Annotated in this window: 9 protein-coding genes; 4 read left to right on the top strand and 5 right to left on the bottom strand. The window is 66.0% G+C overall.

The annotated features are described in order from the left end of the window. Positions 1-84 precede the first annotated feature (84 nt). Positions 85-2,106: a methyl-accepting chemotaxis protein gene (locus tag LQF09_RS13665; RefSeq protein ID WP_270068229.1), complete on the bottom strand. Its 2,022-nt coding sequence runs from the start codon at positions 2,104-2,106 to the stop codon at positions 85-87. A 166-nt stretch (positions 2,107-2,272) separates the two neighbouring features. On the opposite strand from LQF09_RS13665, the gene greB reads away from it, so the two are divergent. The 3 genes from greB to htpG all read left to right on the top strand — a co-directional run bounded on the left by greB (position 2,273) and on the right by htpG (position 6,672). Further along, positions 2,273-2,830, top strand: a complete 558-nt coding sequence (gene greB, locus LQF09_RS13660; RefSeq protein ID WP_002930147.1) for a transcription elongation factor GreB — start codon at positions 2,273-2,275, stop codon at positions 2,828-2,830. Positions 2,831-3,001: 171 nt separating this feature from the next. Further along, entirely contained in the window at positions 3,002-4,633 is a 1,632-nt protein-coding gene (locus tag LQF09_RS13655; RefSeq protein ID WP_002930145.1) for a methyl-accepting chemotaxis protein, read from the top strand. Positions 4,634-4,728: 95 nt separating this feature from the next. Next, on the top strand, positions 4,729-6,672 hold the full coding sequence (gene htpG / locus LQF09_RS13650) for a molecular chaperone HtpG (RefSeq protein WP_002941918.1): 1,944 nt from the start codon (positions 4,729-4,731) through the stop codon (positions 6,670-6,672). A 39-nt stretch (positions 6,673-6,711) separates the two neighbouring features. Here htpG and LQF09_RS13645 read toward each other — a convergent pair whose 3' ends face one another. After that, a complete protein-coding gene (locus tag LQF09_RS13645; RefSeq protein ID WP_270068228.1) occupies positions 6,712-8,280 on the bottom strand; it encodes a chloride channel protein in 1,569 nt (522 codons plus the stop codon). Between the two features lie 201 nt (positions 8,281-8,481). On the opposite strand from LQF09_RS13645, the gene LQF09_RS13640 reads away from it, so the two are divergent. Further along, positions 8,482-8,943: a MarR family winged helix-turn-helix transcriptional regulator gene (locus LQF09_RS13640; protein WP_002941926.1), complete on the top strand. Its 462-nt coding sequence runs from the start codon at positions 8,482-8,484 to the stop codon at positions 8,941-8,943. 157 nt (positions 8,944-9,100) lie between these two features. On the opposite strand, the gene LQF09_RS13635 is transcribed toward LQF09_RS13640, so the two are convergent. From LQF09_RS13635 to LQF09_RS13625, 3 genes are read right to left on the bottom strand one after another with little or no spacing between them, the layout of a single operon-like run. After that, entirely contained in the window at positions 9,101-10,279 is a 1,179-nt protein-coding gene (locus tag LQF09_RS13635) for a vWA domain-containing protein (protein ID WP_270068227.1), read from the bottom strand. 23 nt (positions 10,280-10,302) lie between these two features. Next, a complete protein-coding gene (locus LQF09_RS13630) occupies positions 10,303-11,673 on the bottom strand; it encodes an EAL and HDOD domain-containing protein (protein ID WP_270068226.1) in 1,371 nt (456 codons plus the stop codon). Positions 11,674-11,684: 11 nt separating this feature from the next. Next, the gene (locus tag LQF09_RS13625) at positions 11,685-12,536 is read right to left on the bottom strand and encodes an AAA family ATPase (protein ID WP_270068225.1); all 852 of its coding nucleotides are present in this window, start codon (positions 12,534-12,536) and stop codon (positions 11,685-11,687) included. Between the last annotated feature and the right edge of the window lie 87 nt (positions 12,537-12,623).

The following is a 12,623-nucleotide window of genomic DNA, read 5'->3' as shown; positions in this document are numbered from 1 at the left end:
TGCCAAGTGCTCCTGCTCCACGCGTGTTCCGAAACGATGCGCGCTGCTCATGAATGCTGCTCCCCAATTTGCGGGGGGGCTGTCTTAGGCGCTGCCCTTGGTGAGCGCCCTCAGGCTATCGGCCACCGCCTTGGTGTGCACCGCCGTGTCCGCGGTGCGGCGGCTCGACTGCTCGATGCTCTCGAGCAGCTTGGTGAGGTCGGCCACGCCGGACGATTGGCCTTCGATCTCGCGCGCCACATTGCTGATTGCATCCGCGAGCCGGGAAATGTCGCCACCGATCTCGGTCGCACTGGTACGCGATTTCTCCGCGAGCTTGCGCACCTCGTCTGCGACCACGGCGAACCCGCGCCCCTGTTCTCCGGCCCGTGCCGCCTCGATCGCGGCGTTGAGCGCGAGCAGGTTGGTCTGGTCGGAGATCTGCTGGATCACGCCTGCAACGCTCTTGATGCGGGCACTGGCTTCGGCCAGGCCGCGCGCGCTGGCGGCGACCTCGCCCGCACGCGCGGCAAGTTCGACGACCGTACTGCCGGCGCGATGGACGACCTCGTCCTGCTCGACGATGTGTGCGGACAGCGCATCCATCGACCCGTAAAGGTCGCCGGCACAACCATCCAGTTCCCGCGCAGTGTGCTCGCGCAGCGTGTTCGCCTCCCGGAGCACCCGCCCAAGATCGTTGAGTCCGGTGAAGACCCTCGCCATCGATTCATCCAGCCCGCTGGCGTCGAGCGAGCTGTCGAAGTGCTGGGCTTCGAAACTCTCGATCTGCTGAACCACGACACGCGACAGGCCCGCGAGCTTGGCGACCTGGCGGCGCAGGAAAAAGGCCTTGAACTCGCCGTAGTGGGCCACGAACTGGTCCACGAAGCCGTCGCGGAAGCCTTCTCCGGTGCGCACGCGGAAGAAGAAGATGGCAGTCAGGGTCTGGTTCAGATTCAAGCCCAGAATTTCGCCAAAGGTGGAGAAGCCGGCGAGCGGCACGCCCTCCATGACCTTGCCCATGTCGCCGAGCTCGCGCTCGTTGTAGAGCCTGCGCAGGATGCAGTCGTTGAGGATGCCGGCCACCGGCAGTCCCGGCTTGCCTTCCAGGAAGCGCTGGAAGTCCTGCCGTGTGCGTTCGGCCAGCCCGGTGCGGCGGACCATGACCAGCTCCTCGCCCGGGGCGACGTCGCAGTAGAAGTGCACGCGCCCGCTATCCAGGTCCATGCGTGCGATTGAGCGCACGTAGATTTCCTTGCCGACGCGAATGGCGAAGGAGTATTCGGCCAGCTTGGCCTCTAGCGAGCTGCGATCGCATTTGAGTCGGTCGCACAAGGCGTCGACCAGGGTGCCGATGCGGCCCTGCTGGTCGAACACCTGGCTGACATAGCGTTGCTCCAGCGAGGCGGACAAGACGTTGAACACGACATCCGTGGGCTCGAAGTTCTGGCTCTTGAACACGCCGAAACGCACGCCCGGCGCCGTTCTGACGAAAGTGACGAGGGCGTGGTTGTCCAGGCGCCGCTTGCCGTCGTGCAGCCAGGACACCTTGAAGTCGAGCGTGCCGCCGGCGGAGCCGCCCACGAACAGACAGGGGAAGCGGCCGCTCTCGTACAGGGCCTCCATGAAGAACGACTCGGATGCCGACAGGCCGTCGAACAGCACGTAGGCGAAGGTGTCGCGGTGATCGATGTCGAGGGCGATGCCGGCGTTCTCGATGCTCCTTGCCAGTCGCGCCACGCGCTCCTTCATCGGCACGGCAACCGAGCCGCGGCGCAAGTCCTCGCTGCCGAGGGGGATCGCCACCACTTCGGCGCGGGCCACCAGTGAGGCGTCGAAGCACTGGAGGACGATGCGATCCCAGCTTCCGCCGGTCGTGCAGTAGAGCTGGCCCTGTTCGGAGCAGAGCTCGCCTGCGGTCGTGCACATGGCCAGCGCCGCATCGGGAAAGCGCCTGCGCACTTCGGCCGCGCTGCGGTCGATGTCGGCGTGCGGCGACACGAAAGCGACCACGAATGTGGGCTTGATGCGCAAGGCGTCAAGCGCTGCCCCCAGCGTCGCCGAGGATGCCTGCAAGGTCACCACCCCTGCCGCATTGGCGGCTTGTTTGCGCAAGAACAGTCCCATGATCTCCTCGACCTCCGTTCATTCGGGTTCGTTGTTGTCCGAGCATCCGCGCCGCGCTCGTTTGTAAGCACTCGGGCCAGGCAAAGCACGAAATGGGCCTGCCGTCCGGCTTGGCGCAAATCTGGACCAGTCCGTAACATCGGCACTTTTTGCGGACCGCTTGAGGATGAACAAGGCCTTTGTGAAGGAAAGTGACGGCGACGGCGATGGCGACGAGGATCTGGCGCCGGGCCTGCGTCTGCCGGCCGGCAGCAAGAACTACATGACCCGGCGTGGTTACGACGCCTTGCGTGCGGAGCTCGACCAGCTCGTGCGCTTCGAGCGTCCGAAGCTCGTCGAGACGGTGGCGTGGGCGGCAGGCAATGGCGACCGTTCGGAGAACGGAGACTACATCTACGGCAAGAAGCGGCTGCGCGAGATCGACCGGCGCATCCGTTTCCTGATCAAGCGCATCGAGAACGCCGAGGTGGTGGACCCCGAGCGCCAGCGCGAGCTGGAGCAGGTGTTCTTTGGCGCTACGGTGAGTTTCTGCGACCTGGACACCGGCGAGGAGCAGACCCTGCAGATCGTGGGAGTGGATGAGGCTGATGCGACCCAGGGCCGGATCAGCTGGATATCGCCGCTTGCACGTGCCGTGCTGAAGTCGCGGGTCGGCGACGTGGTGCGCTTCCAGAGCCCGGCCGGGCTGCGTGAGCTGGAGATCGTCGGCGTGGTCTACGTTTGAGGCAAGTCAACGTTATCTCTTTGTATTTCATTGGAGTATCTGCGGTGGTGTGGGCGCGATGCAGCTAAAGTCGGAGGTGTATTTGGCCGATAGCAAACGCACAGGTTGCAGCCGCTGGCCGTGCAGGGGGGCTGACAGACCGAAGAAATCATAGAGAGGGAGGGAAGGGATATGCGCCTTGGATCATTGACCGTCGTGCAGCGTGTCTCGCTGCTGGTCGTGGTGGCGATGGCTGGCCTGGCATTGCTCACTGCAGTGGCATTGCGTGATGCGCACCGCCACATGACCGAAGGCTATGAGCGCAACGTCAGGAGCCAGGTCGAGGTCGCCCACGGTCTGATTGCGCATTTCCACGCCCTGGAGCGCAGCGGCGCAATGAGCCGGGCCAATGCGCAGGAGGCCGCCAAGGCGGCGTTGCGCGGCCTGCGCTATCAAGGCAACGAGTACTTCTGGGTCAATGACAGCGGTCCGGTGATGCTGATGCACCCGATCCGCCCCGATCTCGAGGGGGTGGACCTGTCTCCGAATCGTGATCCGCAGGGCAAGTACCTGTTCCGCGAGTTCGTGCGCGTGGCGCGTGCCGATGGCGCCGGTTTCGTGGATTACCTGTGGCCGCGCCCGGGGTCGGAGACGCCCCAGCCCAAGCTGTCCTACGTCAAGATGTTCGCGGAGTGGGACTGGATCGTCGGTACGGGCGTGTATGTCGATGATATCGATACCGCCATGCGTGGCGCGGCGACCGGCTTCGGTATCTTCGTGCTGGCGGTGCTCGTCGTCCTCGGCCTGATCTCGTGGTGGGTGGTGAGGGGCGTGGTCCGTGCGCTCGGCGGTGAGCCGGCCTATGCCAACGAGGTCATGCGCCAGGCCGCTGCGGGTCAGCTCGATGTCAGGGTCGCCAATCGCGCGGGCGCAGACAGCCTGCTTGGTACGCTGTCGACCATGCTTGGCCAGTTGCGCGCCATGGTGGGCGAAATCGGCCAGGGTTCGGGGCGGCTGACCGATACCGTGCGGGACATCTCTGAGGTCGCGCGGGTGGTGTCCAAGGCGTCGGCCGTGCAGACCGACTCGACCGCTGCCATCGCAGCCGCGGTCGAGGAGATGACGGTGAGCGTGGAGCACATCTCGGATGGCGCCCGCCATGCCGAGGAGAACTCGGCGGCGACGTCCGAGCTGGCCCATGAGGGCGCGGCGCGGGCCGAGCGTGTGGTCACGGAGATGAACTCGATCGCTGCCAAGGTCGGGGCGGCTGCAGGCAAGCTGCAGAACCTGGTCCTGCGTGCGGACGAAGTGGGGTCGATCGCCAACGTGATCAAGGAGATCGCCGGGCAAACCAACCTCCTGGCCCTCAACGCGGCGATCGAGGCCGCCAGGGCCGGCGAGCAGGGGCGCGGCTTTGCGGTCGTTGCCGACGAGGTGCGCGGCCTGGCCGAGCGCACGGCCGCGGCGACGGTTCAGATCGAGCAGGTCATCGAGGGCATCCAGACCGAGACCAAGGGCACGGTCGATGCCATGGCCGAGGTGACGGCGCAGGTCGAGGGCGGCGTGGTGCTCGTCGATGAGACGTCCGAGTCCCTGCATCAGATCAGGTCCGGCGCCGGCGAGGCGCTGGAGAAGATCCGCGGTGTGGCCTTCGCCACCCGCGAGCAGCGCGCCGCAGCAACCGAGATCGCCCAGCAGGTCGAGCGGATCACCTCGATGGCGCAGGACACCACGGCCGAGATGGCCTCGATGGCTCAGCTGGCGGAGCGCATGGAGCAACTGGCAGGCGACCTCAACCAGCTCGTCGGCCGCTTCCGCTGCTGAGCGCCCGCCCCGCATGCGCGGGCAGGCCCTTGAAAGTGGGAGCACCGCCCCCATCTGCGGCTCCGTCCTGATCAAACAGACGGAGCCGCAGTCACATGTCCGAAGTACAGAACCCGAACAACGCGTCGTCCCAGACCCTGAACTTCCAGGCCGAGGTGAAGCAGTTGCTTCACCTGATGATCCACTCGCTGTATTCCAATCGCGAGATCTTCCTGCGTGAGCTGGTCTCGAACGCATCCGATGCCTGCGACAAGCTGCGTTTCGAAGCCCTCGACAACGGCAGCCTGTACGAAAACGACGCCGAGCTGAAGATCCGCATCGGCTTCGATGCCGAGGCCAGGACCATCACCATCGCCGACAACGGCATCGGCATGAGCCGCGACGAAGCCATTGCCCACCTGGGCACCATCGCCAAGTCCGGTACGCGCGAGTTCTTCGGCCAGCTCACCGGCGACCAGAAGAAGGACGCCAACCTCATTGGCCAGTTCGGCGTCGGCTTCTACTCCGCCTTCCTCGTCGCCGATCGCGTCACCGTGCTCACCCGTCGCGCCGGCCTGGCTGCCGGCGAGGGTGTGAGGTGGGAATGCTCGATGGCCGGCGATGAAGCTGGCGCCTACACCGTGGCGCAGGTCGACAAGGCCGGCCGCGGCACCGAGATCACCCTGCATCTGCGCGAAGGCCAGGAAGACCTGCTGTCGTCGTGGAAGCTCAAGAGCCTGGTCCGCAAGTACTCCGATCACATCGTGCAGCCGATCGTGATGAAGAAGGAGGAGTGGAACGACGAGCAGAAGAAGCAGGTGCTCACGGACGAGGACGAGACCGTCAACCAGGCCAACGCCCTGTGGGCCCGGGCCAAGAACGACATCACGGATGACGAGTACAAGGCCTTCTACAAGCACGTTGCGCACGACTTCGACGAGCCGCTGGCGTGGACCCACTCGCGCGTCGAGGGCCGCCATGAATACACCAACCTGCTCTACATCCCGAAGAACGCGCCCTTCGACCTGTGGGACCGCAACGCCAAGCACGGCATCAAGCTGTACGTGAAGCGCGTCTTCATCATGGACGACGCCGAGAAGCTGATGCCGACCTACCTGCGCTTCGTGCGCGGCGTGGTCGATTCGGCCGACCTGCCGCTCAACGTGTCGCGCGAGATCCTGCAGGAGTCGAAGGACATCGACACCATCCGCTCGGGCTGCACGAAGAAGGTGCTGTCGATGCTGGAAGGTCTGGCCAACAGCGAGGAGGCTGCCGACAAGGAGAAGTACGCCGACTTCTGGAAGGCCTTCGGCAAGGTGCTGAAGGAAGGCGTGGGTGAGGACTTCGCCAACAAGGAGAAGATCGCCGGCCTGCTGCGCTTCGCCTCGACCCAGCTCGACACGGCGGACGAGGTCGTCTCGCTGGCCGACTACATCGGCCGCATGAAGGAAGGCCAGGACAAGATCTACTTCGTCACCGCCGAGACCTTCAATGCCGCGAAGAACAGCCCGCATCTCGAGGTCTTCCGCAAGAAGGGCATCGAGGTGCTGCTGCTGTCGGACCGTGTCGATGAGTGGGTGACCGGCAACCTCACCGAGTTCGACGGCAAGCCGCTGGTCTCCGTCGCCAAGGGCGGCCTGGACCTGGGCGCACTGGAGGACGAGGCCGAGAAGAAGGAAGCCGAGAAGGCCGCCGACGAGTACAAGGAACTGCTCGACAAGATGAAGGCGAGCCTGGGCGAGCGCGTGAAGGACGTGAAGGTGACCCTGCGCCTGACCGATTCGCCCGCCTGCCTGGTGGCCGACGAGCACGATCTGGGCATGAACCTCGCCCGCATCCTCAAGGCCGCGGGCCAGAACGCGCCGGTCTCCAAGCCCATCCTCGAGATCAACCCGAGCCATCCGGCGGTGCTGCGCCTGAAGTACGAGGACAAGCACTTCGACGACTGGGCAGCGGTGCTGTTCGACCAGGCCCTGCTGGCCGAGGGCGGCACGCTCGACGACCCGGCGACCTTCGTCAAGCGCATCAACCAGCTGATGATGGCGATGAGCGGCAGCTAAAGCGGGCCCATACCGGCGCTGCGGGTCAGGCCGCCGGCTTCACGGGAGGGGGTGTCCGTCAGGGCGCCCCTCCTTGTTCCTGGCGGTCGAGGGCATGTCCTGCATGTTGCCCGCAGTCTCGGCATTGGCCACGCCCAGGGGAGAGGTGGGCGCCTCCTGCGTAGCCGGGGCCGCTGTGGATTCGGCTGTCGAGGGCGCAGCGGTGTCTGGTACGGGGGGTTGGACCCGTCCTTCCGCCCGCCGCAGCCAGGGGTAGGCGAGTGCATGGTAGAGCGGGACCGGGGCGACCGAGCGCGATACGCCATGCGCCACCACCGCCGTCGCCATCAGCGGCAGCAGCATCTGGTGGTTGGCCGTCATCTCCATGACGATCACGAAGGAGGTGATCGGCGTCTGTGTCATGGCCGCGAGAAAGGCCACCATGCCCAGGACCAGGATGGCCGGGTCGGGTTCGCCGGGCAGCAGCATGGCGATGTCCGATCCCAGTCCGGCGCCCACGGCGAGCGCGGGTGCGAACACGCCGCCCGGGATGCGCGACACGAAAGCCAGCCAGATCACCGCCATCTTCATCAGCATGAAGGCCATCGGCAGCGCGGCGCTGCCTTCGAGCGCAGCCTTGGATTCGGCATAGCCCGTGCCGTAGGTCAGGCCGCCGCTGGCGACGCCGATCAGGCCGGTGAGCAGGCCGCAGAACGCGGCAAAGCGCACCGGCTGCGTCTGCGCGATGACGCCCACTCGCCCGGGCAGGCCGCGCGCCGAGGCGATCAGCACGCGTGAGAAGCCGCCGCCGAGCAGGCCGCCGACCACGCCGCACAGCAGCACCGGCCAGATGCCGTCGGGCCAGCCGATCGTGGCCAGGGTGCGGCCGAAGTAGGTGTAGTTGCCAAGCACGGCCAGTGACATCAGACCGGCGAAGATGACCGCGGTGAGCGTGGTGCTGTTGGCGCGGAAGGCACGGTAGCGGCACATCTCCTCGATTGCGAACATGATGCCGCCGAGCGGGGTGTTGAAGGCCGCGGCCACGCCTGCGCCGCTGCCGGCGACGATGAGGTCGCGGCTCGACGCGATGCGCCGGTGCCGCTTTCGGCTCGCCAGCATGTGCATGATCGAGGCACCGATCTGGATCGAGGGGCCTTCGCGCCCGATCGAAGCGCCCGACAGCAGGCCGCCCAGCGTCAGGAATACCTTTGCGATCGCGATGCGCAGCGACAGCAGCTGCTTGCGTACCCGCCCGTCGTCGGAGAGGGAGGCGGCGATGGCCTGTGGGATGCCGCTGCCTTCCGTCCCGGGAAAGAAACGCCGTGATACCCAGGCGAGCGCAGCAAAGCCTGCTGGCGCGACGATCAGGCTCAGCCAGGGGCGCTCGCGCATCACGCCGGCGTGGGTCTCGATGGCAAGCTCGGCACCGATCGCGAAGGCGATTGCGAGCAGCCCCGCGAACAAGGCGGCGCCAACCAGCAGCAAGCGGACACGCCAGCGGCGCAGCGAGAGCCAGGGCAGGGCGTAGCGGCGACCGCCGCGTAACAGCCGCCTCAGGCTCCAGCGAGTTCGGGTCGGCGTATCGAGTTTCGGGTCGGGGCTCATGAGGGCTCTGTTGCGGTACAGCATGGCGCCGTTCCGGAGGGGCGCTGACGACTGAACCGGGCTCGTTGCGTGCATGCTGCACATGCGAAAGGTGAACGATACCGTTACCATAGACGCCGTGGCAGGCAATGATGTTTTTTTGACAATGAAGCTTTGAGCAAATATAGTCCGAGCGAGATTCAGACAGTGGAAAACCAAGCAAGAGCAAGCAAGCCGGCCGCGCCGGTGACCCCGCTTTCGGTGCTGCAGCGTTTCAGGATCCTGATCCGCACGGCGCAGCGCCACTCCCAGTGGATCGAGCGCCAGAGCGGAGTGACAGGGGCGCAGCTATGGGCTCTGCAGGAACTCAAGGAGTCAGCTGGCCTGCGGGTGGGCGAGCTCGCCAACCGCATGGCGCTGCATCAATCGACCACGTCCAACATGGTCGATCGGCTCGAGACTGCGGGCTTGCTTCGCAAGGAGCGCACCACTGTCGACCAGCGCGTCGTCCGTCTCTACCTTACCGACGAGGGACAGGCACTGCTGGCGCGGGCGCCATCTCCGGCGCGCGGGGTTTTGCCCGAGGCCTTGCGGCTGATGGATGAGGCGGGCCTGGAGAGCCTTCAAAGCGAGCTCGACAAGCTGCTGCGCCAGATCAAGAATCTTGACGAAGGCTTTGGCATGCAGCCCTTGCCCTTCACCGAATGAGCGATGTTCCGCCTGGCACGGTCGGAACGTCCCGACCGTGTCTTACACACAGTGTTTCTTGCACTTGTGCGGACAGCAGCTTGAGCGGCCGACAGGCCGCTCTTTTTTTGTGTGCGCCCGGCATTGTGGCGTGCCAGGGCACCGCATCCGGATGCTCCTAGTGCTTTCTTGACAGCCCCTGCATGGCGCGCGCCAGGCCATCGAGCGTCATCGGGTACATGCGTCCGCCGACGATCTGGTGGATCAGCTCGATCGACTTGCGGTAGGGCCACAGGCGTTCCGGTTCCGGGTTGAGCCAGGCCGCTGCCGGGTAGGCGTCGAGCAGCCGCCGCAGCCAGGTGGCGCCCGGCTCGGCGTTCATGTGCTCGACCGAGCCATGCGGATGCAGGATCTCGTAGGGGCTCATGGTGGCATCACCGACGAAGATGAGCTTGTAGTCCGGCCCGTACTTGTGGATGACGTCGAGTAGCGGTGTGCGCTCGGCGTGCCGGCGGCGGTTGTCGCGCCAGACACCCTCGTAGACGCAGTTGTGGAAGTAGAAGTACTCGAGGTGCTTGAACTCGAGCCGGCAGGCCGAGAACAGCTCCTCGCAGATCTTGACGTGGTCGTCCATCGAGCCGCCAACGTCGAGGAAGAGCAGCACCTTGACCGCGTTGTGGCGCTCTGGCCGCATCATCAGGTCCAGCCAGCCGGCGTTGCGTGCGGTGGCGGCGATCGTGCCGTCGAGGTCGAGCTCCTCGGACGCGCCCTGGCGGGCGAAGCGGCGCAGCCGGCGCAGGGCAACCTTGATGTTGCGGGTGCCCAGTTCCACCGAGTCGTCCAGGTTGCGGAACTCGCGCTTGTCCCACACCTTGACCGCCGTGCGGTTGCCCGCCGATTCGCCTCCGACGCGGATGCCTTCCGGGTGGGTGCCGTTGTTGCCGAAGGGCGAACTGCCGCCGGTGCCGATCCATTTGTTGCCGCCCTGGTGGCGTCCCTTTTGCTCCTGCAGGCGCTTGCGGAACTCGTCCATCAGCTTGTCCCAGCCGAGCTCTTCCAGCTGTGCGCGCTCCTCGGGGCTGAGGTGCTTGCGTGCCATTGCCCGCAGCCACTCCTCAGGCAGGTCCACATCGAGGCCGGGGAGCTCGGTGACCCCCTTGAAGTACTCGCCAAAGGCTTGGTCGAAGCGGTCGTAGAGCGCTTCGTCCTTCACCAGGCAGGTGCGTGCAAAGTGGTAGAAGTCGTCGATCGAGGGGCCGCACACGTGCGCCTTCATCCCCTCGAGTACGGTCAGGAACTCGCGCGTCGACACCGGCAGCTTGCGTGCCTTCAGGTGCAGGAAAAAATCGATCAGCATCGGCAGCTCCGCTGGCGTGGGCCTCAGTCCTGTATCTGCATCGCCCAGGACAGGGCCTGCATGTGGCACTCCGTGGCCTGCTCGGGCGAGATGCCGCAGCGCTCAGCGGCTTCGGCCAGGCCGTCGCCCTGGGTTCGCTCGCAGGCGATGGCGACCTGGAGCAGGTCGTGGAGAGGGCCTCCCTTGCCGCGGACGGCAGCATCGATGTCAGCGCTGAGGGCCAGCGGCGCCAGCGCCTTGTCGAGCGGAACCTGCAGGATCACGTCGATGAGCGACAGCAGGCCGACGAGGAACAGGGCGTCACGCTCGGCGCTCGGGTGCGCGGCGGCGAGCAGTTCCATCATGCGGCCGCGGACGAGCGCCGTCTCCAGCGCCGCGCCGCCGCGCTCGCTTTCGGTTGCCGTGCTGCAGACGAGCAGGATCAGCCAGCGGTAGAGCTTTTCGCGGCCGAGCAGCGCGAGCGCGTTCTCGATCGAGGACACGCTTTGCGGCAGCGCATTGGCAGCCGAGTTGATGTAGCGCAGCAGGCGCAGCGACAGGGCAGCGTCCTGCTTGAGCAGCTCGGCCAGCTCGTGCGTATCGGCGTCGGCGCGCAGGCGGGCGATCAGGGTGCCGATGCGCAGTGTGCTGGGGCCGAGTTCGCGCTCGGTCCAGTCCTCGCGGCGGGTGATGAAGGGGCCCTGGAACAGGCTCGCGCCGAGCTTGAAGCTGAACCGGAACTCCTCGATCGAGGGCAGTTCGCGCACCAGCAGGCGCGCGTTGGGCGCAACCTCGAGGGCGATGTTGCTCAGCTGCAGGCCACGGCGGGCATCCAGGCCCTGCGCATGGGCGATGATGAAGTCGGCCCAGGGCAGCAGACCGTTGAATTCGGTGACGACGTTGGGGTCGTGCAAGCCAAGCCTGAAGCCGCGTTTGCGCAGGTCCTCGACCGTGCGCCGCAGGCTGTCGAAATCCGGGGCGCCTGCGTCGGGCAGTGCGGTGGGAATGAGGACCACGTTCGCCGCCGGCAGGTGCGCGAGGCAGGGGGCGGTGAGGAAGGAGTCCGGTACGTCGATGAAGGCGATGCGGTGCCCGAGGAGTTCGCCGATATCGGCGTTGATCAGGTTGCGCACCAGCACATCGACATAGACGTGGTGCACCCGCCGGTTGCTGTGGCGGATGCGCGCCCGCGTGCCCTCCTGCAGCATGAACTGGTAGCCGGCGATGCGCTGGTTGCGCCCGAGGACGGCCTCGCGGCACAGGAAGGTGACGATGCCGTCGGCGCTCAGGTCGGGGGTTGTCGCGCGCAGCGGGGCGTCGCGGTTGAGCTTGTCGAACCCGTCCGTCGCCGTGCGTAGCGGGGCCGCCGACGGTTTGCCGCGGCCGAACAGCCAGGCGAGCAGTGCCTTGAACATGGTGGGTTCGCTCAGCGGTTGTGGCGTGCCATGAATACCAGGCGCTCGAACAGGTGCATGTCCTGTTCGTTCTTGAGCAGGGCGCCGTGCAGGGGCGGGATGACCGCCTTGTTGTCCGTGCTGCGCAGGGCCTCGGGCGGGATGTCCTCGGCGACCAGCAGCTTGAGCCAGTCGATCAGTTCGGACGTGGAGGGCTTCTTCTTCAGCCCGGGGACGTCGCGCAGGCCGAAGAAGACTTCGAGCGCCTCGGTGAGCAGCTCCTTGCGGATTGCCGGGAAATGCACATCGACGATGCGCTGCATGGTGTCGCGATCGGGGAAGCGGATGTAGTGGAAGAAGCAGCGGCGCAGGAAGGCGTCGGGCAGTTCCTTCTCATTGTTCGAGGTGATGAACACGATCGGCCGGTGGCGGGCCTGGATGGTCTGGCGCGTCTCGTAGACATGGAACTCCATGCGGTCGAGTTCGCGCAGCAGGTCGTTCGGGAATTCGATGTCGGCCTTGTCGATCTCGTCGATCAGCACCACGGTCGGGCGCTCGGCCTCGAAGGCCTGCCACAGCACACCCTTGACGATGTAGTTGGAGATGTCGCGGACGCGGTCGTCGCCGAGCTGAGAGTCACGCAGGCGCGACACCGCGTCGTATTCGTACAGGCCTTGCTGGGCCTTGGTGGTGGACTTGATGTGCCACTGCAGCAAGGGCAGACCAAGGGCATCGGCGACCTGTTCTGCAAGCATCGTCTTGCCAGTGCCGGGCTCGCCCTTGATCAGCAGTGGGCGTTGCAGGCGGATGGCGGCGTTGACCGCGAGCATGAGGTCGGGCGTGGCGACGTAGTCGCGGGTGCCTTCGAAGCGCAGATCGGACATGCATGATTCCTCGTGTCGAATGGCATTGATTATACGGCCGGAGTGCGGGGCACTGGCCTCGCGAATCCGCCCGCGTGCAGGCAGAGC

The sequence above is a fragment of the Thauera sp. WB-2 genome (assembly GCF_027594845.1).
GTDB lineage: Bacteria > Pseudomonadota > Gammaproteobacteria > Burkholderiales > Rhodocyclaceae > Thauera > Thauera mechernichensis.
Note: the sequence above shows the minus strand (reverse complement) of the source record. Positions and strands in the feature narration are given on the sequence as shown.